Origin of the sequence: Corallococcus sp. CA054B (assembly GCF_003611625.1) — a bacterium.
In the GTDB taxonomy this organism is placed as follows: Bacteria; Myxococcota; Myxococcia; order Myxococcales; family Myxococcaceae; genus Corallococcus; species Corallococcus coralloides.
In genome coordinates this window covers 14557-41210 of record NZ_RAVY01000070.1, presented here as the reverse complement: position 1 = coordinate 41210, position 26654 = coordinate 14557, and the positions used below count along the sequence as shown (strand labels likewise).

The window sequence follows — 26654 nt, the reverse complement described above, 5'->3', positions numbered from 1 at the left end:
CCTCCGGGGCGGCCCGCCACAGGCGCTTCGCGGTCAGGGCCATGAACACGCCCATGGTGCCGTTGAGGTACAGCCACGCGACGTGGAGGTGCTGCTTCGCGGTCCAGAACCACGCCATCAGCGCCAGGTTGAGGACGAAGACGAGCGCCACCACGCCCAGCGCGGAGAGGATGCCCGCGCGCCGCTTGAAGATGAGCAGCACGATGGTGAGCGGGTTGAGCACCGTGAACAGCTCGTTCACGACGACGAACGGCATGGGCAGCGGATCCGCCGGATCCGTCGCGAAGAGGCCGTACTTCGCCACGATGGAGATGTGGGCCAGGGAGCCCACGGAGAAGCACACGAACCAGATGGCCAGGATGATGCGGTTGGGCCACGGTGAGCCCCCGCTGGATGTTTCAACGGTCATGACTTGTCCTCCAGGGCCTCGCGCAACAGCGTGGCCACGTGCCGCACGTACGGCTCCTGCATGAGTTGATGGTGTCCCCCAGGGACATCCCTCACGTCCAGTCCCCCCCGGACGAAGGGCTCCCAGCCGCGGTGGCGGGGCACCCCGGGGGTGGGGGTCGCTTCCGTCGCGGCGAGCAGCAGCGCCGGTCCGTCGTAGGGGCTGGGGACGTAGCGGTCCATGGCGCGCAGGTTGGCCTGGTAGACGCGGAACAGGGCGCGCAATTGCTCGCGGCCCGTCGCCTCCTCCAGGAGGCCGGCCTGGACACCCACGGCGAGGAGCGTTCCCAGCATGGCTTCGTCCTCCATGCGCTCCAGGGCCTCGTCGGACACGGGCAGGGTCAGGGAGAAGGCCTGGGCCACCGTCTGGGCGAAGGCGACGCGCGTGCTGGCGTCAGGGTCCTTCCTGGGTGCGTCACCGGAAGGCGCTCCGACGCCGGGGACGAAGGCGTCCACCAGCGCCAGCAGCCCCACGGACTGGCCCTGCGCACGCAGCTGGCGGGCCATCTCGAAGGCGATGACGCCTCCGAGCGACCAACCCGCGAGGAGGTACGGCCCTTCCGGCTGCTCCGCGCGGATGGCGGCCACGTACAGGGTGGCCATCTCCTCCACGGTCTCCACCACGGCATGGCCGGCCTGGAGGCCGCGAGCCTGGATACCGAAGACGGGCTGCTGGGGCCCCAGTAGCCGCGCCAGCTCCGGATAGGCGAGCACGTTGCCGCCACCCGGGTGGACGAGGAACAGGGGCCGGCGTCCCTCGTCGCCCTTCTCCAGCGGGACGAGCGGCGACCACGTCTCCGTCTCGGCGCGCAGCAGCTTCGCCAGCTCCTCCACGGTGGGGTGCTGGAAGAGCGCGGCCAGGGGGACTTCACGGCCCAGCTGTTCGCGCAGCGCGGCCACCAGGCGGACCGCGAGCAGCGAGTGGCCTCCCAGCGCGAAGAAGCTGGTGCGCACCCCGATGGGCTTCACGCCCAGGACCTCTTCCCACACCGCCACGAGCTGGGACTCCAGCGCGTCACGGGGCGCGACGAAGCCCTCGGCCTGGGACGTGGAGACGTCCAGGTCCGGCAGGGCCTTGCGGTCCACCTTGCCGTTGGCCGTGAGCGGCAGCGCGTCCAGCACGCCCATGGCGGACGGCACCATGTACTCCGGCAGGTGCTTGCGCAGCTCCGTCTCCACGGCCTTCGGGTCGATGTTCTGGCCCGGCTTCGCGACGAGGTACGCGACCAGCCGCTTGTCCCCGCCGACGTCGCGCACCACGACCGTGGCTTCCGCCACGCCCTGCTGGCGCAGGAGCGCGGCTTCGATTTCGCCTGGCTCGATACGGAAGCCACGCACCTTCACCTGGAAGTCGGTGCGGCCGAGGAACTCCAGCGTCCCGTCTTCCTTCCAGCGGGCCTTGTCTCCCGTGCGGTACAGCCGCGCGCCGGGCTGCGTGCTGAAGGCATTCGGCACGAAGCGTTCGGCCGTCAGGTCCGCACGGTTCAGGTAGCCCCATGCGAGGCCTTCGCCGCCCACGTACAGCTCCCCGGGCACGCCCACGCCGGCCACCTCGCCGTGCGCGTCCAACACGTAGGCCGTCGAGTTCCCAATCGGCTTGCCGATGGGCACCGATGAGGTGGGCGACGTGTCACGCGTCAGCGTGTGCGTGGTGGAGAATGTCGTGTTCTCCGTCGGGCCGTACCCGTTCACCAGCACCGCGCCTTGTGGCAGGTGCTTCAGGTGTTCGCGCACTCGCTGCGCCGGCAGCACGTCGCCGCCCGCGAGCACTTGGGCCACTCCCGCCAGTGCCTCCACCTGATGCAGCGCCATCTGCTCGTACAGCGCCGCCGTCAGCCACAGCGTGCTGATGCGCTCCTTGCGCAGCAGCGCGCCCAGTTCCTCCAGCGTCTGCGCTTGCGGCGGTGCCAGCACCAGCTTCGCTCCGTGCAGCAGTGCGCCCCAGAGTTCCAGCGTCGAGGCGTCGAAGGCCACCGGTGCCAGTTGCAGCCAGTTCTCCTCCGGCCCGAAGCGCAGGAAGCTGTTGCCCATCACCAGCCGCGTGATGCCCCGGTGCGGGATGCACACGCCCTTCGGCCGGCCCGTGCTTCCCGACGTGAACATCACGTACGCCAGGTCTTCGGCGCTGATCTCCAACCGTGGTGCCGTCCGCGGCTGATGGGCGACTTCGCTCCAGGCCGTGTCCAGCGATAGCGGCCGGCCCGCGCTCGCCGGCAGCTTCTCCACCAGTGACTGCTGCGTGAGCGTCACTTCGACGCCCGCGTCCTCCAGCATCAGCGCGATGCGCTCCACCGGGTAGTTACGATCCACCGGAGCGTACGCGCCCCCCGCCTTCAGGATGGCCAGCAGTCCGACGACCATGTCGAACGAGCGCTCCACGTACACGCCCACTCGCGTGCCGCGCTTCACGCCCAGGCTCCGCAGGTGGTGCGCCAGCTGGTTCGCCTTCGCGTCCAGCTCGCCGTACGTCAGGGTCCCCTCCCCTGCTCCGAGCTTCAGCGCCACCGCGTCCGGCGTCTTGCGTGCCTGGGCCTCGAAGTGCGCGTGCACCGGCACCTCGCGGGGGTACCGCGTGGCGGTTGGGTTCAGGTCCTCCACGACCTGTCGACGTTCAACCGCGTCCAGCAGGCGGAGCCGTGTCACCAGGGCTTCCGGATGTTCCAGCACGCCCTCCATCAGCACGCGCAGGTGCTCCACCATGCGGCGCACGGTCGCGGCGTCGAACAGCTCGGTGCTGTACTCCAGCATTCCGCTCAGGCCCTCCGCGGTCTCCATGAAGAAGACGCTCAGGTCGAACTTCGACGTTCCGCCCGCGATCTCCACGGGCTTGAGCGTCATGCCCGGCAGCCGGGCTTGTCCGATGGGCACGTTCTGGAGCGCCAGCAGCGTCTGGAACAGCGGCGTGTGGCTGCGGCTGCGCTCGGGCTGGAGCACCTCCACCAGCTTCTCGAACGGCACCTCCTGGTGCTCCTGCGCCTCCAGGACCGTCTCGCGCACCTGCTGGAGCAGGCCCCGGAAGCTGGGGTCCCCGGACAGGTTCGCGCGCAGCACCAGCGTGTTGACGAAGAAGCCGATGAGGCCTTCCACCTCCGCGCGCGTGCGGCCCGCGATGGGCGAACCCACGCTGATGTCCGTCTGCCCACTGTAGCGCGACAGCAGCACCTGCCAGCCTGCCAGCAGCACCATGTACAGCGAGGCCCCTTCGCGCTGCGCGAGGGCTCGCAGGCCCCGAGCCATCGATTGCGGCCAGAGGAAGCCCTGGGTTGCTCCCGCGTTTCCTCGCACCGCGGGGCGCGGACGATCCGTGGGCAGATCCAGCACCGGCGGCGCACCGGCGAGCTGCTGCTTCCAGTAGTCCACCTCCCGCTGGAGCGTCGCGCCCTGCAACCAGCCGCGCTGCCACGCCGCATAGTCCGCGTACTGCACCGGCAGCTCCGGCAGCGGCGAGGGCTGGCCCTGCACGAACGCCGCGTAGAGCGCGCCGACCTCGCGAACCAACACCCCGAGCGACCATCCGTCCGACACGATGTGGTGCATCGTGACGACGAGCACGTGCTCACGCGCGTCGAGCTTCAGCAGGCGCGCGCGGAGGAGCGGGCCGTGTGCCAGCTCGAAGGGCCTCAACACCTCCTGCTCCACTCGCTTCTGGAGCGCGGCGGTGTCCGACGTCAGGTCATCCACTGCCAGCGTGAAGGCGCTGTCGGTCGTGGTCCGTTGCTTCGGCTCGGGGTTGCCTACGACGAACGTCGTCCGCAGGGCCTCGTGACGGCGCACGACCTCACGCAGGGCCCGCGCCAGAACCTGCACGTCCAGGTCGCCTTCCAGGCGGATGGCGACAGGGATGTTGTAGAGCGCGGTGCCCGGCTCCAACTGGTCGATGAACCACAGCCGCTGCTGCGCGAACGACAGCGGCAGCGGTGCGTCCCGTGGCACGGGCACGAGGGCAGGTGCCTTCGCACGTCCGGCCATCTCCAACCGGCCGGCGAGGGCTTCCACCGTGGGCGCTTCGAACAGCGCGCGCAGCGGCAGCTCCGAGCCCAGCTCCGCGCGCACCCGCGATACCACCTGCGTCGCGAGCAACGAGTGGCCGCCCAGCGCAAAGAAGTCGTCCTTCACGCCGACGCGCGGAACCCGCAGCACCTCCGCCCAGATGGCCGCCAGCTTCGCTTCCGTCTCCGTCCTCGGCGCTTCGTACGTATGGGCGGAGACCGGTACCTCCGGATCCGGCAGCGCCTTGCGGTCCACCTTGCCGTTGGAGTTGAGCGGCAGCGCCTCCAGCACCACCACCGCTCCGGGCACCATGTACTCCGGCAGCCGCTGACGCAGGCTCGCCTTCAGCGTCTCCGCTTCCAGCACCGCGCCTGCCTTCGGCGCCACGTACGCCACGAGCCGCTTCTCCGCGCCCTCCCCCTTCGCCACCACCACTGCTTCCTTCACCGTCTCCTGCTGGCGAAGGGCTGCTTCCACTTCGCCCAGCTCGATGCGGAAGCCTCGCACCTTCACCTGGAAGTCGACTCGCCCCAGGTATTCCAGCACGCCGTCCGCCCGGTACCGCACCCGGTCCCCCGTGCGGTACATGCGGCTGCCTTCGGGGCCATGGACTTCCGGCAGGAACTTCTCCGCCGTCAGCTCCGGCCTCAGCAGGTAGCCGCGCGCCTGGCCTTCACCGGCCAGGTACAGCTCTCCCGCCACGCCTACCGGTACGGGCTGGAGGTACTTGTCCAGCACGTACGCCCGCGTGTTGGTGAGGGGACGGCCGATGTTCGGCACCTCTCCACGTCCCACCAGCGACCATGTCGAGTACGTCGTGTCTTCCGACGGGCCGTACAGGTTGTAGAGCTTCTTCACCGTCGGCACTGCGTACACGGCCTTCGCCAGCGTCTCCGGCAGTGCTTCGCCCGCGAGGTTGATGACCTGGACCGATGGCGGCACCGCGTTCAGCCGCACCAGTTGCGCCATCGCCGACGGCACCGTGTTGATGAGCGTCACCTCCGCTTCCGGCTTCTCCTCCGCCAGATGCAGGGCGTTGCGCACCACCACCACGCTGCCTCCTCGCACCAGCGGCGCGAAGAGCTCGAAGACGGAGAGGTCGAAGTTCAGGCTCGTCGCCGCGAGCACCGCCTTCGTCTCCTCCTCCGTGAACGTCTCCGTCGCCCATGCCAGGAACGCCACCGCGTTCCGGTGCGTCACCGCCACGCCCTTCGGGCGGCCTGTGCTCCCCGACGTGTAGATGAAGTACGCCACGTTCTCCGGGTGCAGCCTTGCTTCCGGTGCCTCATTCGGCTCGGAGGCCAACGTCGCGTCTGTATCCAGGCACACGGCCTGCGCGCTGAAGGCAGGTAGCGACTCCAGCAGGTGCGAGTGCGCCACCAACGCCGGGCCCTGCGCATCCTCCAGCAGCCAGCCCAGTCGCTCCTTCGGGTAGCTTGGGTCCAACGGCACGTACGCGCCGCCGGCCTTGAGGATGCCCAGCGTGCCCACCACCACGTCCGCCGTGCGCTCCACGCACAGGCCCACGCGTGACTCGGGGCCCACACCCAGCTTGCGCAGCTTGTGCGCCAACTGGTTCGCCTTCGCCTCCACCTCCCGGTACGTCAGCCGCTGCTTGCCACTCACCACGGCGACGGCATTCGGCGTCCGCTTCGCCTGTGCTTCGAAGAGCTGCGGAATCGTTGTGTCGCGCGCGTACTCCGCCTGCTGCTGGTTCCACGACACCAACACCTGCTGGCGCTCCGCCTCCGTCAGCATGGGCAGCCGGCCCACTGCTTCCTCCGGCTTCGCCGCCACGCCTTCCAACAGCACCCGCAGGTGCTCCACCAACCGACGCACCGTCCCCGCCTCGAACAGATCGGTGCTGTACTCCACGCTTCCGCTCAGGCCCTCCGCGGTCTCCGTGAAGAAGACGCTCAGGTCGAACTTCGACGTGCGGTTCTCCAGCTCCAGCTGCTTCATCGTCAGCCCGGGCAGCTGTGCTTCACCCTCCGGCACGTTCTGGAGCGCAAGCAGCGTCTGGAACAAGGGCGTGTGGCTCAGGCTGCGCTCGGGCTGGAGCGCTTCCACCAGCTTCTCGAACGGCACGTCCTGGTGTTCGTACGCGCCCAGCACCGTGCCTCGCACCTGCTTCAGCAGCGCCCGGAAGGGCTGATCTCCATCCACCTGGGCACGCAGGACCAGCGTGTTGACGAAGAGGCCGATGAGGCCTTCCACCTCCGCGCGCGTGCGGCCCGCGATGGGCGACCCCACGCTGATGTCCGTCTGCCCGCTGTAGCGTGACAGCAGCATCTGCCACGCCGCCAGCAGCACCATGTACAGCGAGGCCCCTTCGCTCTGCGCGAGGCCTCGCAGGTCCTGGACCAGCGATTGCGGCCAGAGGAAGCCCTGGGTCGCTCCCGCGTTTCCTCGCACCGCGGGACGCGGACGGTCCGTGGGCAACTCCAGCACCGGCGGCGCACCGGCGAGCTGCTGCTTCCAGTAGTCCACTTCCCGCTGGAGCGTCGCGCCCTGCAACCAGCCGCGCTGCCATGCCGCGTATCCCGCGTACTGCACCGGCAGCTCCGGCAGCGGCGAGGGCTGGCCTCGCACGAACGCCGCGTAGAGCGCACCGACCTCGCGGACCAACACGCCGATCGACCATCCATCCGACACGATGTGGTGCATCGTGACGGTGAGCACGTGCTCGCGCGCACCGAGTTTCAGCAGCAACGCCCGGATCAGGGGACCCTTTGCCAGATCGAAGGGCCGCAGCACTTCCTGTTCGACGCGTCGCCGGACCTCGGCGGTGTTCGCCACCAGGTCCTCCACCTCCAGCGTGAAGGCGCTGTCAGACGCGGTCTGCTGGACTGGCTCGGGGTTGCCCGAGACGAACGTCGTCCGCAGTGCCTCATGACGGCGCACGACCTCGTGCAGAGCCCGTTCCAAGGCCCCTGCATCCCAGTCACCTTCCAGACGGATGGCGACCGGCACGTTGTAGAGGGCGGTGCCCGGCTCCAGCTGATCAATGAACCACAGGCGCTGCTGCGCGAACGACAGCGGCAACGCGGCATCCCCCGACACAGGCACGAGGGCCGGCGCCTGCGCACGTCCGGCCTTCTCCAGCCGACGGGCGAGGGCTTGCACCGTGGGCGCTTCGAACAGCGCGCGCAGCGGCAGCTCCGCGCCCGTCTCCGCACGCACCCGCGATACCACCTGCGTCGCGAGCAACGAGTGGCCTCCCAGCGCGAAGAAGTCGTCCTTCACGCCGACCTGGGGCACTCGGAGCACTTCGGCCCAGATGGCCGCCAGCTTCGCTTCCGTCTCCGTCCTCGGTGCTTCGTACGTGCTTCCGGCCTTGAGGGCCTCTGGCTCCGGCAGGGCCTTGCGGTCCACCTTGCCGTTGGAGTTGAGCGGCAGCGCCTCCAGCACCACCACCGCTCCGGGCACCATGTACTCCGGCAGCCGCTGACGCAGGCTCGCCTTCAGCGTCTCCGCTTCCAGCACCGCGCCTGCCTTCGGCGCCACGTACGCCACGAGCCGCTTCTCCGCACCCTCGCCCTTCGCCACCACCACTGCTTCCTTCACCGTCTCCTGCTGGCGCAGCGCGGACTCCACTTCGCCCAGCTCGATACGGAAGCCGCGCACCTTCACCTGGAAGTCGACGCGCCCCAGGTATTCCAGCACGCCGTCCGCCCGGTACCGCACCCGGTCCCCCGTGCGGTACATGCGGCTGCCTTCCGGCCCGTACACTTCCGGCAGGAACTTCTCCGCCGTCAACTCCGGCCTCAGCAGGTAGCCGCGAGCCTGGCCTTCGCCCGCCAAGTACAGCTCTCCCGCCACGCCTACCGGCACTGGCTGGAGGTACCTGTCCAACACGTACGCCCTCGTGTTGGCGAGGGGACGGCCGATGTTCGGCACCTCTCCACGTCCCACCAGCGACCATGTCGAGTACGTCGTGTCTTCTGACGGGCCGTACAGGTTGTAGAGCTTGCGCACCGTCGGCACTGCGTACATGGCCTTCGCCAGCGGCTCCGGCAGTGCTTCGCCCGCGAGGTTGATGACCTGGACCGAGGGCGGCACCGCGTTCAGCCGCACCAACTGCGCCATCGCCGACGGCACCGTGTTGATGAGCGTCACCTCCGCCTCTGGCTTCTCCTCCGCCAGATGCAGGGCGTTGCGCACCACCACCACGCTGCCTCCTCGTACCAACGGCGCGAAGAGCTCGAAGACGGAGAGGTCGAAGTTGAGCGAAGTCGCGGCCAGGACCGCCTTCGTCTCCTCCTCCGTGAACGTCTCCGTCGCCCATGAGAGGAACGCCACCGCGTTCCGGTGTGTCACCGCCACGCCCTTCGGGCGGCCCGTGCTTCCTGACGTGTAGATGAGGTACGCCACGTTCTCCGGACGCACTTCCGATGTCACGGGGCAGCAGGACTCCTCCGCCCATTCCTCTTCACGGTCCAGGCACACCGTCTGCGCGCTGAAGGCGGGCAGAGACTCCAAGAGGTGCGAGTGCGCCACCAACGCCGGGCCCTGCGCGTCCTCCAGCAGCCAGCCCAGTCGCTCCTTCGGGTAGCTCGGGTCCAACGGCACGTACGCGCCGCCGGCCTTGAGGATGCCCAGCGTGCCCACCACCACGTCCGCCGTGCGCTCCACGCACAGGCCCACGCGTGACTCCGGGCCTACACCCAGCTTGCGCAGCCGGTGCGCCAACTGGTTCGCCTTCGCCTCCACCTCCCGGTACGTCAGCCGCTGCTTGCCACTCACCACGGCGACGGCATTCGGCGTCCGCTTCGCCTGCGCTTCGAAGAGCTGCGGAACCGTTGTGTCGCGCGCGTACTCCGCCTGCCGCTGGTTCCACGTCACCAGCACCTGCTGGCGCTCCGCCTCCGTCAGCATGGGCAGCCGGCCCACTGCTTCCTCCGGCTTCGCCACCACGCCTTCCAACAGCACCCGCAGGTGCTCCACCATCCGGTGCACTGTCGCGGCTTCGAACAACTCGGTGCTGTACTCCACCGCCCCGTTCAAGCCCTGCGGCGTCTCCGTGAAGAAGAGGCTCACGTCGAACTTCGACGTGCGGCCTTCGAAGTCCACCGGCTTGAGCACCAGGCCGGGGAGCTTGGACTCCTCGGTGGGCACGTTCTGGAGCGACATCAACGTCTGGAACAGCGGCGTGTGGCTCAGGCTGCGCTCCGGTTGCAGCGCCTCCACCAGCTTCTCGAACGGCACCTCCTGGTGCTCGTACGCGCCCAGCACCGTCCCCCGCACCTGACTCAGCAGCTCACGGAAGGCCCCCTCCCCATCCACCTGCGTCCGCAGCACCAGCGTGTTGACGAAGAAGCCGATGAGTCCTTCCAGCTCCGAGCGCGTCCGCCCCGCGATGGGCGAACCCACGCTGATGTCCGCCTGCCCGCTGTAGCGCGACAGCAGCACCTGCCACCCGGCCAGCAGCACCATGAAGAGCGATGCGCCCTCCTTCTGGGCCAGCGCGCTCAGCTTCTGGGACAGCTCCAGCGGCAACATGAAGCCCAGCGTCGTGCCGGCGTTGGTGCGCACCGCCGGACGCGGACGGTCCGTCGGCAGCTCCAGCACCGGCGGCGCTCCCGTCAACGACTGCTTCCAGTAGTCCACCTCCTGCTGGAGCGTCGCCCCCTTCAACCAGTCGCGCTGCCACGCCGCGTAGTCCGCGTACTGCACCGGCAGCTCCGGCAGCGCCCACGCCTGTCCCCGCGCTAGCGCGCTGTACAGCGTGCCCAGTTCGCGGAGCAGGACCCCCACGGACCAGCCGTCGGACACGGCGTGGTGCATCGTGAGCACCAGCAGGTGGTTGCGCGCGTCCAGGCGCAGCAGCAGCGTCCGCAGCAGCGGGCCCCGCCTCAGGTCGAAGGGCTTCGCCATCTCCTCCAGCACCCGCTGTCGGGCCTCGTCCTCTCGCGTGGCCCCGGAAGCAGACAGGTCCACGGTGTTCAGCGGCACGTCCACGGACGCGTGGATGCGCTGGACGGGCTGGCCCGACTCCTCTTCGAAGGTCGTGCGCAGGGCTTCGTGCCGTTGCACGAGCGCCCGCAGCGACTGCTCCAGCGCCGCGGCGTCCAGGTCGCCCTCCAGCCGCACCACACCAGGCACGTTGTAGAGCGGGCTGCCCGGCTCCAACTGGTCGATGAACCACAGCCGCTGCTGCGCGAACGACAGCGGCAGCGACGCCGGACGCACCCCGGCGCGCAGCATGGGCACGCCAGAGCGCCCCAGCTGCGCGAGCCGTTGCGCCAACGCCTCCACCGTGGGCGCCTCGAACAGCAGGCGCAACGGCATCTCCACGCCCAGCGACGTGCGCAGCCGCGACACCACCTGCGTCGCCAGCAGGGAGTGGCCACCCAGCGCGAAGAAATTGTCCTTCACGCCCACGCGCTCCAGGCGCAGCACCTCCGCCCAGATGGCCGCGAGCTTCGCCTCCGTCACCGTGCGCGGGGCCACGTAGGCGTCGGCCCCAGTCGCTGCATCCGGCTCCGGCAGCGCCCGGCGGTCCACCTTGCCGTTCGCGTTGAGCGGCAGGGCGTCCAGCACCATCAGCGCCGAGGGGATCATGTACTCGGGCATCCCCTGTCGCAGGCCCGTGCGCAGCGTCTCCACGTCCAGCGCGTGGCCTTCCTTCGCCACGACGTAGCCGACGAGCCGCTTGTCCGCGCCGTCGCCCCGCACCAGCACCACGGCCTCGCTGACGCCGGGCTGCTGCGCGAGCGCGGTCTCGACCTCGCCCAGTTCGATGCGGAAGCCGCGCACCTTCACCTGGAAGTCCAGGCGGCCCAGGTACTCCAGCTCGCCAGTGGCCAGCCAGCGGACGCGGTCGCCCGTGCGGTAGAGCCGTGCGCCCGGCTGCGCGCCCAGGCTGTCCGGGATGAAGCGGTCCGCCGACAGCTCCGGCCGCTCCAGGTAGCCGCGCGCGAGCCCCGCGCCGCCGATGAACAGCTCGCCCGGTACGCCCACCGGGACGGGCTGGAGCTCGGGGTCCAGCACGTAGCCCCGCAGGTTGGCCATGGGCCGCCCCAGCGCCGGGCGCGGCGTGTCCGCCACGATGGGGCGCGCGGTGGCGTCCACCGTGCATTCGGTGGGGCCGTACACGTTGAAGCCCTTGAGGCCCGGGAGCGCCGCGAGCCGCGCCCACAGCGCCTCGTCCACCGCTTCGCCGCCCACGAGGACGCGCATGGGACGGCGCGTGCCGAGTCCCTCGTCCAGCAGCAGGCGCAGGTGCGCGGGCGTGCAGTCGAGCACGTCCACCTCCTGCGCCTCCAGCCACGCCGCCGTGCGGGCCACGTCCTCGCGCACGTCCGCCGGCACGATGCACAGCGCGTGGCCGTCCGCCAGCTGCACCAGCTGCTGCACCGACGCGTCGAAGGCCAGCGGCGCGTTGAAGCTCACCCGCACTGGCGCGGTGACTCCGGCGAACGTCGTCACCTTGTGCGCGGCGCGCAGGTTCATCATCGAGGCGTGCTGCACCATCACGCCCTTGGGACGGCCCGTGCTGCCCGACGTGTAGATGATGTACGCCAGGTGCGTCGGGAGGCTCACGCGGGCCGGGTTCTCCTGCGGCTGCCGCGCCAGCTCCTCCAGCGGGCCGGCGTCATCCAGGCACAGCACATCCAGCCCCTCCGGGAGCGCCCCGGCGAGCCGCCGCTGGGTGAGCACCCAGCGCGCGTTGCAGTCCTTCGCCAGCCAGCCCAGCCGTTCGGAGGGCCAGGCGGGATCCAACGGCACGTAGGCGCCGCCGGCCTTCATCACGCCCAGCGCGGCGACCATCATCTCCACCGAGCGCTCCACGAAGAGCGCCACGCGCACCTCCGGCCCCACCCCGCGCTGGCGCAGCCAGTGGGCGAGCTGGTTGGCGCGCGCGTTGAGCTGCGCGAAGTTCAGCTGGCGCGTCCCGTCCAGCACGGCGAGCGCCTCCGGCCTGAGCGCCGCCTGCGTCTCCACGCACTCGTGGAAGCAACCATCCCAGTCGACGGCCAGGGCCGTGTCGTTCCACGCGGAGACCACCTGGGCACGCTCGGCGGCGGTCAGCAGTGGCAGACGGGACACGCGCGTGTCCGGGCGCTCCACCGCACCCTCCAGCAGCGTGAGCAGGTGCGAGACCATCCGCTGGAGGGTGCCCGCGTCGAACAGCTCCGTGCTGTACTCCAGCGTGCCGGAGATGCCGTGAGGCACCTCCACGAACGTCACGCTCAGGTCGAACTTCGCGATGGGGCTCTCCACGTTCACCGGCTGGAGCGCCAGGTCCGGCAGCCGCAGCTCGCCCAGCGGCATGTTCTGCAGGGCGAGCATCGTCTGGAAGAGCGGCGTGTGGCTGCGGCTGCGCTCCGGCTGGAGGACCTCCACCAGCTTCTCGAACGGGACCTCCTGGTGCTCGTACGCATCCAGCACCGTCTCGCGCACCTGGGCGAGCAGCCTCCGGAAGGACAGACCGCCGTCCACGTTCGCGCGCAGCACGAGCGTGTTGACGAAGAAGCCGATGAGCCCCTCCAGCTCCGCGCGCATGCGGCCCGCGATGGGCGAGCCCACGCTGATGTCCTGCTGGCCGCTGTAGCGAGCCATCAGCACCTGCCACCCGGCGAGCAGCACCATGTACAGCGAGGCCCCCTCCCGCTGGGCCAGCGCCTTGAGGTCCGCGGTGAGCGACCGGGACAGGGTGAAGGTGAGCGTCGCGCCCGCGATGCTCCGCTCGGGCGGACGCGGGCGGTCCGTCGGCAGCTCCAGCACCGGCGGCGCACCGGCGAGCTTCCGCTTCCAGTAGTCCACCTGCCGCGCCAGGACGTCGCCCTGGAGCCGGCCGCGCTGCCAGGCGGCGTAGCGCGCGTACTGGATGGGCAGCTCGGGCAGGGGTGACGGCCGCCCCGAGGAGAAGGCCGCGTACAGCGCGCCCACCTCACGGATCAAGACGCCCAGCGACCAGCCGTCCGACACGATGTGGTGCATCGTCACCACCAGGACGTGCTCGCGCTCTCCGAGCGTGAACAGCCGGGTGCGGATCAACGGCCCACGACCCAGGTCGAAGGGACGGAGCATCTCCTGCTCCACCTGCCGATGGGCCTCCGCCTCGCGGCGGGCCTCGTCGACGGTCCGCAGGTCCACCCGGCCCAGCTCCAGGGACAGGGCCGGCTGGATGACCTGGATGGCCTGACCGCCGCGCTCCTCGAAGGTGGTCCGCAGGGATTCATGCCGGCGCACGACTTCGTGAAGGGCCTGCTCCAGGGCCGCCACGTCCAGCGAGCCCGCCAGCCGCACCGCCACGGGCACGTTGTAGAGCGCCGTCCCAGGCTCCATCTGGTCGATGAACCACAGCCGCTGCTGCGCGAAGGACAGCGGCGGCGCCGTGTCCATGAACGTGTCGACTTGCAGGGCGTCCTGGGCGCGGTTCGCCGACTCCATGCGTCGGGACAGGGCCTCGAGGGTGGAAGCCTCGAACAGCGCGCGCAGCGGCAGCTCCGCGCCCAGCTCCGCGCGTACCCGCGATACCACCTGCGTCGCGAGCAACGAGTGGCCGCCCAGCGCGAAGAAGTCGTCCTTCACGCCGACCCGCGGAACCCGCAGCACTTCCGCCCAGATGGCCGCCAGCTTCGCTTCCGTCTCCGTCCTCGGTGCTTCGTACGTGCTTCCGGCCTTGAGGGCCTCTGGCTCCGGCAGCGCCTTGCGGTCCACCTTGCCGTTGGAGTTGAGCGGCAGCGCCTCCAGCACCACCACCGCTCCGGGCACCATGTACTCCGGCAGCCGCTGACGCAGGCTCGCCTTCAGTGACTCCGCTTCCAGCGTCGCGCCTGCCTTCGGCGCCACGTACGCCACGAGCCGCTTCTCCGCGCCCTCCCCCTTCGCCACCACCACCGCTTCCTTCACCGTCTCCTGCTGGCGCAGCGCGGACTCCACTTCGCCCAGCTCGATACGGAAGCCGCGCACCTTCACCTGGAAGTCCACCCGCCCCAGGTACTCCAGCACTCCGTCCGCCCGGTACCGCACCCGGTCTCCCGTGCGGTACATGCGGCTGCCTTCGGGGCCATGGACTTCCGGCAGGAACTTCTCCGCCGTCAGCTCCGGCCTCAGCAGGTAGCCGCGCGCCTGGCCTTCACCGGCCAGGTACAGCTCTCCCGCCACGCCTACCGGTACGGGCTGGAGGTACTTGTCCAGCACGTACGCCCGCGTGTTGGTGAGGGGACGGCCGATGTTCGGCACTTCATTCCGCCCCACCAGCGACCACGTCGAGTACGTCGTGTCCTCCGACGGGCCGTACAGGTTGTAGAGCTTGCGCACCGTCGGCACTGCGTACACGGCTTTCGCCAGCGTCTCCGGCAGGGCTTCGCCCGCGAGGTTGATGACCTGGACCGAGGGCGGCACCGCGTTCAGCCGCACCAACTGCGCCATCGCCGATGGCACCGTGTTGATGAGCGTCACCTCCGCCTCTGGCTTCTCCTCCGCCAGATGCAGGGCGTTGCGCACCACCACCACGCTGCCTCCTCGTACCAACGGCGCGAAGAGCTCGAAGACGGAGAGGTCGAAGTTCAGGCTCGTCGCCGCGAGCACTGCCTTTGTCTCCTCCTCCGTGAACGTCTCCGTTGCCCACGCCAGGAACGCCACCGCGTTCCGGTGTGTCACCGCCACGCCCTTCGGGCGGCCCGTGCTTCCTGACGTGTAGATGAGGTACGCCACGTTCTCCGGACGCACTTCCGACATCACGGGGCAGCAGGATTCCTCCGCCCATTCCTCTTCACGGTCCAGGCATACCGCCTGCGCGCTGAAGGCGGGCAGCGACTCCAAGAGGTGCGAGTGCGCCACCAGCGCCGGGCCCTGCGCGTCCTCCAGCAGCCAGCCCAGTCGCTCCTTCGGGTAGCTTGGGTCCAACGGCACGTACGCGCCGCCGGCCTTGAGGATGCCCAGCGTGCCTACCACCACGTCCGCCGTGCGCTCCACGCACAGGCCCACGCGTGACTCGGGGCCTACGCCCAGCTTGCGCAGCTTGTGCGCCAGCTGGTTCGCCTTCGCTTCCACCTCCCGGTACGTCAGCCGCTGCTTGCCACTCACCACGGCGATGGCATTCGGCGTCCGCTTCGCTTGCGCTTCGAAGAGCTGCGGAATCGTCGCGTCCCGCGCGTACTCCGCCTGCCGCTGGTTCCACGTCACCAGCACCTGCTGGCGCTCCGCCTCCGTCAGCATGGGCAGCCGGCCCACTGCTTCCTCCGGCTTCGCCACCACGCCTTCCAGCAGCACCCGCAGGTGCTCCACCATCCGGCGCACCGTCGCCGCTTCGAACAACTCGGTGCTGTACTCCACCGCACCGCTCAAGCCCTGCGGCGTCTCCGTGAAGAAGACGCTCACGTCGAACTTCGACGTGCGGATCTCCAGTTCCAAGGGCTTCATCGTCAGCCCGGGCAGCCGTGCCTCTCCCTCGGGCGTGTTCTGCAACGCCAGCAGTGACTGGAACAGGGGCGTGTGGCTGAGGCTGCGCTCCGGCTGCAACGCCTCCACCAGCTTCTCGAAGGGCACCTCCTGGTGCTCGTACGCGCCCAGCACCGTCCCCCGCACCTGATTCAGCAGCTCACGGAAGGACCCCTCCCCATCCACCTGCGTCCGCAGCACCAGCGTGTTGACGAAGAAGCCGATGAGCCCTTCCAGCTCCGAGCGCGTCCGCCCCGCGATGGGCGAACCCACGCTGATGTCCGTCTGCCCTGAGTAGCGCGACAGCAGCATCTGCCACGCGGCCAGCAGCACCATGTACAGCGACGCGCCCTCGCGCTGCGCCAACGACTTCAGCCCCTGCTCCAGCGACGACGGCAGCACGAAGGAATGAACCGCTCCTGCGTTGCCTCGCACCGCGGGACGAGGATGGTCCGTGGGCAGCTCCAGGACGGGCGGCGCCCCGGCGAGCTTCCCCCTCCAGAAGTCCACTTCCTTCTGGAGCGTCTCTCCCTGCAACCAGCCGCGCTGCCACGACGCATAGCCTGCGTACTGCAACGACAGCTCCGGCAGCGGCGACGGACGCCCTTCCGTGAAGGCCGTGTACAACGCCCCCACTTCACGGATCAGCACTCCCAGCGACCAGCCGTCCGACACGATGTGGTGCATCGTGATGAGCAGCACGTGCTCGGTGGCTCCCAGCCTCAACAGGCTTGCCCGGATGAGCGGCCCCTGGTGCAGGTCGAAAGGCTCCGCCAGCTCCATCCCAAGCCGGCGCCGGACTTCCGCCTCCCGCTGCTCGCTGCCCAATGTCCCCAGGTCGATGTGCACCATGGGGAGGCGCACTTCGGACTGGATGCGCTGGACGGGCTGACCTTCGTGCAGCTCGAACGTCGTGCGGAGGGATTCGTGGCGCCGGACGATCTCACGCAGCGCCCAGTCCAGGGCTGCCACGTCCAGTTCGCCTTCCAGGCGCACCGCGACGGGCACGTTGTAGAGCGCGCTTCCCGGCTCCAACTGGTCGATGAACCACAGGCGCTGCTGCGCGAACGACAGAGGCGGCGGCCCACCGAGCGCGTTCACCTCCAGCGCCATGGGCAGCGGACGCGCGGCTGTCTCCAGCCGCCGGGCCAGGGCTTCAAGCGTCGGAGCCTCGAACAACGTCCGCAGGGGCAGCTCCGCGCCCAGCTCCTTGCGGATTCGCGACACCACCTGGGTCGCCAGCAGCGAGTGCCCGCCCAGCGAGAAGAAGTTGTCCCTCACCCCCACCCTGGGCGCCCGCAGGACCTCCGCCCAGATGGCCGCCAGCTTCTGCTCCGACTCCGTGCGAGGCGCTTCGTACTCGTGCTCCGAAAGGGCCGCTTCGATTTCAGGCAGCGCCTTGCGGTCCACCTTGCCGTTGGCCGTGAGCGGCAGCGCGTCCAACACGCCCATCGCCGAGGGCACCATGTACTCCGGCAGGTGCTTGCGCAGCTCCGCTTCCACGACCTTCGGGTCGATGCTCTGGCCCGGCTTCGCCACGAGCCACGCGACCAGCCGCTTGTCTCCGCCGACGTCGCGCACCACCGCCGCGGCTTCCGCCACGTCCGCGTGCTGGAGCAGAGCCGCTTCCACTTCGCCCAGCTCGATGCGGAAGCCGCGCACCTTCACCTGGAAGTCGGTGCGCCCGAGGAACTCCAGCGTCCCGTCTTCCTTCCAGCGCGCCTTGTCTCCCGTCCGGTACAGCCGTGCGCCGGGCTGCGTGCTGAAGGCATTCGGCACGAAGCGTTCCGCCGTCAGGTCCGTGCGGTTCAGGTAGCCCCATGCCAGGCCTTCACCGCCGACGTACAGCTCCCCGGGCACGCCCACGCCGGCCACCTCGCCGTGCGCGTCCAACACGTAGGCCGTCGAGTTCCCAATCGGCTTGCCGATGGGCACCGATGAGGTGGGCGACGTGTCACGCGTCAGCGTGTGCGTGGTGGAGAACGTCGTGTTCTCCGTCGGGCCGTACCCGTTCACCAGCACCGCGCCTTGTGGCAGGTGCTTCAGGTGTTCGCGCACTCGCTGCGCCGGCAGCACGTCGCCGCCCGCGAGCACCTGGGCCACTCCCCTCAGCGCGTCCACCTGATGTAGCGCCATCTGCTCGTACAGCGCGGCGGTCAGCCACAGCGTGCTGATGCGCTCCTGCTTCAGCAGCGTGCCCAACTCCTCCAGCGTCTGCGCTTGCGGCGGCGCCAGCACCAGCTTCGCGCCGTGCAGCAGTGCGCCCCAGAGTTCCAGCGTCGACGCGTCGAAGGCCACGGGCGCCAGTTGCAGCCACACCTCCTCCGGCCCGAAGCGCAGGAAGTCGTTGCCCACCACCAGCCGCGTGATTCCCCGGTGCGGCACGCTCACGCCCTTCGGCCGGCCCGTGCTTCCCGACGTGAACATCACGTACGCCAGGTCCTCTCCCGTCACCTCCACTCGCGGCGCCGTCTCCGGATGCCGGGCCGCTTCGGCCCATACCGTGTCCAGCAGCAGCGGCGTTCCCGCGCTCTCCGGCAGCTTCTCCACCAGCGACCGCTGCGTCAGCGTCACGCCCACGTCCGCATCCCCCAGCAGCAGCGCGATGCGCTCCGCTGGGTAGTTGCGGTCCACCGGCACGTACGCGCCTCCCGCCTTCAGGATGGCCAGCAGCCCCGCCACCATCTCCCACGAGCGCTCCACGAATACGCCCACTCGCGTGCCGCGCTTCACTCCCTGGCTCCGCAGGTGATGCGCCAGCTGGTTCGCCTTCGCGTCCAGCTCGCCGTACGTCAGCGTCTTCCCGTCGTGCGCCTGGACCGCCACCGCGCCCGGGGTCCGCTTCGCCTGTGCCTCGAAGCGGGCGTGCACCGACATGTCTCGGGGCAACTGCGTGGCCGTCGGGTTCCACGTCACCAGCACCTGCTGGCGCTCCGCCTCCGTCAGCATGGGCAGCCGGCCCACCGCTTCCTCCGGCTTCGCCACCACGCCTTCCAGCAGCACCCGCAGGTGCTCCACCATCCGGTGCACTGTCGCGGCTTCGAACAACTCGGTGCTGTACTCCACCGCCCCGCTCAAGCCCTGCGGCGTCTCCGTGAAGAAGACGCTCACGTCGAACTTCGACGTGCGGATCTCCAGCTCCAAGGGCTTCATCGTCAGCCCGGGCAGCCGTGCCTCTCCCTCCGGCATGTTCTGCAATGCCAGCAGTGACTGGAACAGGGGCGTGTGGCTGAGGCTGCGCTCCGGTTGCAGCGCCTCCACCAGCTTCTCGAAGGGCACCTCCTGGTGCTCGTACGCGCCCAGCACCGTGCCTCTCACCTGCTTCAGCAACTCACGGAACGACTTCTCTCCGTCTACCTGGGCACGCAGCACCAGCGTGTTGACGAAGAAGCCGATGAGCCCTTCCAGCTCCGAGCGCGTTCGGCCCGCGATGGGCGAACCCACGCTGATGTCCGTCTGCCCCGAGTAGCGCGACATCAGCATCTGCCACGCCGCAAGCAGCACCATGTACAGCGACGCGCCCTCGCGCTGCGCCAACGACTTCAGCCCCTGCTCCAGCGACGACGGCAGCACGAAGGAATGAACCGCTCCTGCGTTGCCTCGCACTGCGGGACGAGGATGGTCCGTGGGCAGCTCCAGGACGGACGGCGCCCCGGCGAGCTTCCCCCTCCAGAAGTCCACTTCCTTCTGGAGCGTCTCTCCCTGCAACCAGCCGCGCTGCCACGCCGCATAGCCCGCGTACTGCAACGGCAGCTCCGGCAGCGGCGACGGTCGTCCTTCCGTGAAGGCCGCGTACAACGCTCCCACTTCACGGATCAGCACGCCGATCGACCAGCCGTCCGACACGATGTGGTGCATCGTGATGAGCAACACGTGCTCGGTGGCTTCCAGCCTCAACAGGCTCGCCCGGATGAGCGGCCCCTGGTGCAGATCGAAGGGTTCCGCCAGCTCCACTCCGAGCCGGCGCCGGACTTCCGCCTCCCGCTGCTCGCTGTCGATTCCCTCCAGGTCGACGTCCGCCACCGGCAGGTGCGCTTCGGTCTGGATGCGCTGGATGGGCTGACCTTCGTGCAGCTCGAACGTCGTGCGGAGGGCTTCATGGCGCCGGACGATTTCGTCCAGGGCTCGCACGAGCGCTCCCCGATTCAAGGTGCCTCGCAGCCGGACCGCGACGGGCACGTTGTAGAGTGCGCTTCCCGGTTCCATCTGGTCGATGAACCACAGGCGCTGCTGCGCGAACGACAGGGGCGGCGCTTCATCGCTCGCGACGGGCTTCAGAGCCGCGAGCTGGTGACTCGCGGCCGTTCCCAGCCGCTCGGCCAGGACTTCGAGCACGGGTGCCTCGAAGAGGGCTCGCAACGAGAGCTCCACTCCGAACTCCGAGCGGATCCGTGACACCACCTGGGTCGCCAGCAGCGAGTGGCCACCGAGTGAGAAGAAGTTGTCCTTCACGCCCACCTGGGGCACCCGCAGGACCTCTGCCCAGATGGCCGCCAGCTTCTTCTCCACCTCCGTGCGGGGCGCCTCGAAGGCGGTGCCTGCCTCCTGCGCTTCCAGCGCCATGAGCGCCTTGCGGTCCACCTTGCCGTTGGCCGTGAGCGGCAGCGCGTCCAACACGCCCATGGCGGACGGCACCATGTACTCCGGCAGGTGCTTGCGCAGCTCCGCTTCCACGGCCTTCGGGTCGATGCTCTGCCCCGGCTTCGCCACGAGCCACGCGACCAGCCGCTTGTCTCCGCCGACGTCGCGCACCACCGCCGCGGCTTCCGCCACGTCCGAGTGCTGGAGCAGAGCCGCTTCCACTTCGCCCAGCTCGATGCGGAAGCCGCGCACCTTCACCTGGAAGTCGGTGCGCCCGAGGAACTCCAGCGTCCCGTCTTCCATCCAGCGCGCCTTGTCTCCCGTCCGGTACAGCCGGGCGCCGGGCTGCGTGCTGAAGGCATTCGGCACGAAGCGTTCCGCCGTCAGGTCCGAGCGGTTCAGGTAGCCCCACGCCAGGCCTTCTCCGCCGACGTACAGCTCCCCAGGCACGCCCACGCCGGCCACGTCGCCATGCGTGTCCAACACGTAGGCCGTCGAGTTCCCAATCGGCTTACCAATGGGCACTGAAGCCGTGACGGCTGTGTCGCGCGTGAGCGCGTGCGTGGTGGAGAAAGTCGTGTTCTCCGTCGGGCCGTACCCGTTCACCAGCACCGCGCCTTGTGGCAGGTGCTTCAGGTGTTCGCGCACTCGCTGCGCCGGCAGCACGTCGCCACCCGCGAGCACCTGGGCCACTCCCGTCAGCGCTTCCACCTGGTGCAGCGCCATCTGCTCGTACAGCGCGGCGGTCAGCCACAGCGTGCTGATGCGCTCCTTGCGCAGCAGCGCGCCCAACTCCTCCAGCGTCTGCGCTTGCGGCGGCGCCAGCACCAGCTTCGCGCCGTGCAGCAGCGCGCCCCAGAGTTCCAGCGTCGACGCATCGAAGGCCACCGGCGCCAGTTGCAGCCAGACCTCCTCCGGCCCGAAGCGCAGGAAGTCGTTGCCCACCACCAGCCGTGTGATGCCCCGGTGCGGCACGCTCACGCCCTTCGGCCGGCCCGTGCTTCCCGACGTGAACATCACGTACGCCAGGTCCTCTCCCATCACTTCCACTCGCGGCGCCGTCTCCGGATGCCGGGCCGCTTCGGCCCACACCGTGTCCAGCAGCAGCGGCGTTCCCGCGCTCTCCGGCAGCTTCTCCACCAGCGACCGCTGCGTCAGCGTCACACCCACGCCCGCATCCCCCAGCAGCAGCGCGATGCGCTCCGCCGGGTAGTTGCGGTCCACCGGCACGTACGCGCCTCCCGCCTTCAGGATGGCCAGCAGCCCCGCCACCATCTCCCACGAGCGCTCCACGAATACGCCCACCCGCGTGCCGCGCTTCACGCCCTGGCTCCGCAGGTGATGCGCCAACTGGTTCGCCTTCGCGTCCAGCTCGCCGTACGTCAGCGTCTTCCCGTCATGCGCCTGGAGCGCCACCGCGCCCGGCGTCTTCCGGGCCTGCTCGGAGAACAGTGCGTGCACGGGCGTGGTGCTCGCGGCATCCGCCCCCAGTCGGTTGCCTCCGCCGAGGATCCGCTGCCGCTCCTCCGCGTCCACCATCGGCAGCCGGGACACGGCGGACTCCGGACGCGACAGCGCCGCATCCAGCAGGACCCGCAGGTGCTCCACGATCCGGCGCACCGTCGTGGCGTCGAACAACTCGGTGCTGTATTCGACCGAGCCCCGCAGCCCTTCGCCCTCCTCCACGAAGAAAACGCTCACGTCGAACTTCGACGTGCGGCTCTCCATCATCACCGGCTTGAGCGCCATGCCCGGCAGCCCCAGGTCTCCCTGCGGCACGTTCTGGAGCGCCAGCAGCGTCTGGAACAGCGGCGTGTGGCTCAGACTGCGGTCCGGCTGGAGCGCTTCCACCAGCTTCTCGAACGGCACGTCCTGGTGCTCGTACGCCTCCAGCACCGTCCCCCGCACCTGCTTGAGCAACTCACGGAAGGAGGCCTCTCCGTCCACCTGGGCGCGCAGCACCAGCGTGTTGACGAAGAAGCCGATGAGCCCTTCCAGCTCCGCCCGCGTCCGGCCCGCGATGGGCGAACCCACGCTGATGTCCATCTGCCCCGAGTAGCGCGACAGCAGCACCTGCCACCCGGCCAGCAGTACCATGTACAGCGATGCACCCTCTCGCTGCGCCAGCGCTCGCAGGCGCTGCGTCAGCACGGGGGACCACTGGAAGAAGTGCATCGCTCCCGCGTTGCCGCGCACCGCCGGACGCGGACGGTCCGTGGGCAACTCCAGGGCGGCGGGCGCCCCCGCGAGCCGGCCCTTCCAGAAGGACACCTCGCGTTCGAGCGCCTCTCCCTGAAGCCAGCCACGCTGCCAGGCCGCGTAGTCCGCGTACTGGAGCGGCAGCTCCGGCAGCGTCGAGAGCTGGCCCTGCACGAATGCCGCGTACAGCGCGCCAATCTCCCGCACGAGCACGCCCAACGACCAGCCATCCGAGATGGCATGGTGCATCGTGAGCGCGAGCAGGTGGTCGTGCTCCTCCAGCCGCACCAACTGCGCGCGGACCAGCGGCCCGCGCGACAGGTCGAAGGACCGCAGCCCCTGCGCCGTCACCCGGCGGCGGGCTTCCTCTTCCCGCTCGCCCGCTTCGACGCCGCGCAGGTCCTCCACCTCCAGCGGCATCGCCGAGGGCGGATGCACCACCTGCACCGGCGTGCCTTCGTGCGACGTGAACGTCGTGCGGAGCGCCTCGTGACGGTTCACCAGCGCATCCAGGGCTCGCTGGAGCACCGCGACGTCCAGCGCACCCTCCAGACGGACCGCAAGCGGGACGTTGTAGAGCGGGCTGCCCGGCTCCAACTGGTCGATGAACCACAGGCGCTGCTGCGCGAACGACAGCGGCAGGGGCTGCTCCCGCGAGACACGCACCAGCGGCGGAGCGACGGAGCGCGTGGCGCGCTCCAGGCGGAGCGCCAGGGCCTCCAGGGTGGCGGACTCGAACAGCTCCCGCAGCGGCAGCTCCACGCCGAACCCCGCGCGGATCCGCGAGGCCACCTGCGTCGCCAGCAACGAGTGCCCACCCAGCTCGAAGAAGTTGTCCTTCACGCCCACCTGGGGCACGCGCAGCACCTGCGCCCAGATGGCCGCCAGCTTCGCTTCGGTCTCCGTGCGGGGCGCCTCGTGGACCTTCTCCGAGCGCGGGGCCTCCGGCTCCGGCAGCGCCTTGCGATCCACCTTGCCGTTGGCGCTGAGCGGCAGCGCGTCCAGCGACATCAGGACCGTGGGCACCATGTACTCCGGCAGCCGCTGCCGCAGGTGTGCCTTGAGCTCCGCCGCGTCGAGCGTCCGCTCCGGCTTCGCGACCGCATACCCCACCAGCTGCTTGTCCACGCCCTGCCCCCGCACCACCACCGTGGCCTCCGCCACATCCGGATGCAGGGCGAGCGCGGCTTCGATTTCGCCCAGCTCGATGCGGAAGCCACGCACCTTCACCTGGAAGTCGGTGCGGCCGAGGAACTCCAGCGTCCCGTCTTCCTTCCAGCGGGCCTTGTCTCCCGTGCGGTACAGCCGCGCGCCGGGCTCCGTGCTGAACACGTGGGGCACGAAGCGCTCCGCCGTGAGGTCCGCGCGGTGGAGGTAGCCCCAGGCGAGGCCCTCGCCGCCCACGAACAGCTCCCCCGGCACTCCCACCCCCGCCAGGTCGCCGTGCGCGTCCAGCACGTACGCCGTCGAGTTCCCGATGGGCTTGCCGATGGACACCGACCCTTCGAACTCCGTCCGCCCCGTCATCCGGTGGGTGGTGGAGAAGGTGGTGTTCTCCGTCGGGCCGTACGCGTGCACCAGCACCGCGCCTTCCGGAAGCCTCGCCAGGTGTTCCCGCACGCGCTGGGGCGGCATCACGTCACCGCCCGTCATCACCTGCGACACGCCCGCCAGGACCTCTCCCTGGTGCAGCACCATCTGCTCGTAGAGCGCCGTCGTCAGCCACAAGTTGCTGACGCGCTCCTGCTTCACCAGCGCGCCCAGCTCCTCCAGCGTCAGCGCGTGCGGCGGCGCCAGCACCAGCTTCGCGCCGTGCAGCAGTGAGCCCCACAGCTCCAGCGTCGAGGCGTCGAAGGCCACCGGCCCCGTCTGCGACCAGACCGCGTCCGCTTCGAAGCGCATGAAGTCGTTGCCCAGCACCAGGCGGGTGATGCCCCGGTGGGGGACGCACACGCCCTTCGGACGGCCCGTGCTGCCCGACGTGAAGATGATGTACGCGAGGTCCTCGCCGCCCACCGCCACGTCCGGTGCCGTCTCCTGTTCGCGGCGGATGGACTCCCACGCCGTGTCCACGCAGAGCGGCTTGCCCGCGCCGGCCGGCAGCTTCTCCACCAGCGACTGCTGCGTCAGCGTCACTTCGACGCCCGCGTCCTCCAGCAGCAGCGCGATGCGCTCCGCCGGGTAGTTGCGGTCCACCGGCACGTACGCGCCCCCGGCCTTCAGGATGCCGAGCAGCCCCACCACCATCTCCCACGAGCGATCCACGTACACGCCCACCCGCGTGCCCCGCTTCACTCCCAGCCCGCGCAGGTGATGCGCCAGCTGGTTCGCCTTCGCGTCCAGCTCGCCGTACGTCAGCGTCCGGCCATCCACGCCCTGCACCACCGCCACCCGGCCCGGCGCCTTGCGCGCCTGCTCCGCGAAGAGCGCGTGCACCGGCCGCTCCCGCGGATACGCCGCCTGCGTCCGGTTCCAGTCCTCGGCCAGCACGCGGCGCTCGGCGGCCTTCACCATGGGCAGCCGGGCCACGGGCATCGCCGGGTGGGCGACGGCGGACTCCAGCAGGCCGCGCAGGTGCTCCACCATCCGCGCGACGGTGGCGCCGTGGAAGAGGTCGGTGTCGTACTCCACGTAGCCGCTCAGGGTCCCATCCGCCTCCGTGAGCTGGAGGAGCAGGTCGAACTTGGCGGTCCGGGTGTCCACCTCCATCGCGTTCAGCTTCAGTCCCTGCACGGCGACCGGGCCGCGCGGCGCGTTCTGCAGCGCGAACATCGCCTGGAAGAACGGCGTGCGCCCCGAGTCACGCTCCGGCTGGAGCGCCTCCACCAGCTTCTCGAACGGCACGTCCTGGTGGTCCGTCGCGCCCACCATCGTCTCGCGCAGCTGGCGCACCAGGCCCTGGAAGGACAGCTCCGACGTGAAGCGCGCGCGCAGCACCAGCGTGTTGACGAACATGCCGATGAGGCCTTCGAGCTCCGAGCGGGTCCGGCCCGCCATGGGAGAGCCCACGCTCACGTCGTCCTGTCCGGAGTAGCGCGACAGCAGCGACTGCCACCCGGCCAGGAGCACCATGAACAGCGTCGCGCCCTCGCCCTGCGCCAGCGCCCGGAGCGCGTCCGTCAGCTCGCGAGGCCACTGGATGGGTGTGCGCGCGCCCCGGAAGCCACGCGTCGCGGGCCGGGGCCTGTCCGTCGTCAGCTCCAGCGCGGGCGGCGCGCCGGACAACTGCTCGCGCCAGTACGCCAGCTGCCGCTCCAGCGCCGCGCCCTGCAACGTCTCCCGCTGCCAGGCCGCGTAGTCCGCGTACTGCACGGCCAGCTCCGGCAGCGGCGACGGCTGGCCCTGCAGGAACATGGCGTAGAGCACCGCCACTTCACGCACGAGCACGCCCAGCGACCACCCGTCCGAGACGATGTGGTGCATCACCACCAGCATCAAGTGGTCCGCGTCCCCCAGCCGCACCAGCAGCGCGCGCATCAGCGGGCCCGTGGCGAGGTCGAACGGACGCAGCGCCCCTTCCCGCACCCGGCGCCAGGCTTCGGCCTCGCGCGCTTCCGCCGCGAGCGCGCTCACGTCCGTGCGCTCCAGCTCCAACACGGGCGCGTCCGCGAAGTGCTGCACCGGCCCGCTCTCCGTGCCCTGGAAGGTCGTGCGCAGCGACTCGTGGCGCCGCACCACCTCGCGCAGCGAGCGCTCCAGCACCGCCACGTCCACCGCGCCCTCCAGCCGCACCGCCACGGGCACGTTGTAGAGCGGGCTGCCCGGCGCCAGCTGGTCCATGAACCACAGCCGCTGCTGCGCGAAGGACAGCTCCGCCGGCTTCGACCGGTCCCTCAGCGGGAAGGCCGCCCGCGCCGGAGTCCCCGCCGCCTGCTTCTGCGCCGCCATCTTCTTCAGCAGCTCCGCGCGCTTCTCCGGAGACAGGTTCGCGATCCGCTTCGACAAATCACCGCTGCTGCTCATCGAAATGACTCCGAACTCTGGGCGCGACACGGCCCAGAGGGACGCCCGGAAGATGGGACGCGGAGCCCTCGGTCAGTGCC

The 26654-nt window shown here is 69.9% G+C and carries 2 protein-coding genes; both read right to left on the bottom strand.

The features are described 5' to 3' along the window. On the bottom strand, positions 1-409 hold a 409-nt coding region (locus tag D7V80_RS18680; protein WP_147447137.1), incomplete at its 3' end, for a hypothetical protein. Beyond that, positions 406-26574, bottom strand: coding sequence for a non-ribosomal peptide synthetase (locus D7V80_RS18675; RefSeq protein ID WP_120589439.1), 26169 nt, complete (start codon positions 26572-26574; stop codon positions 406-408). The genes D7V80_RS18675 and D7V80_RS18680, both read right to left, overlap by 4 nt. Between the last annotated feature and the right edge of the window lie 80 nt (positions 26575-26654).

What these genes read in the sequence shown, in the direction of transcription:
- D7V80_RS18675 (WP_120589439.1), bottom strand. Translation starts at nt 26,574, where the DNA reads ATGAGCAGCAGCGGTGATTTGTCGAAGCGGATCGCGAACCTGTCTCCG.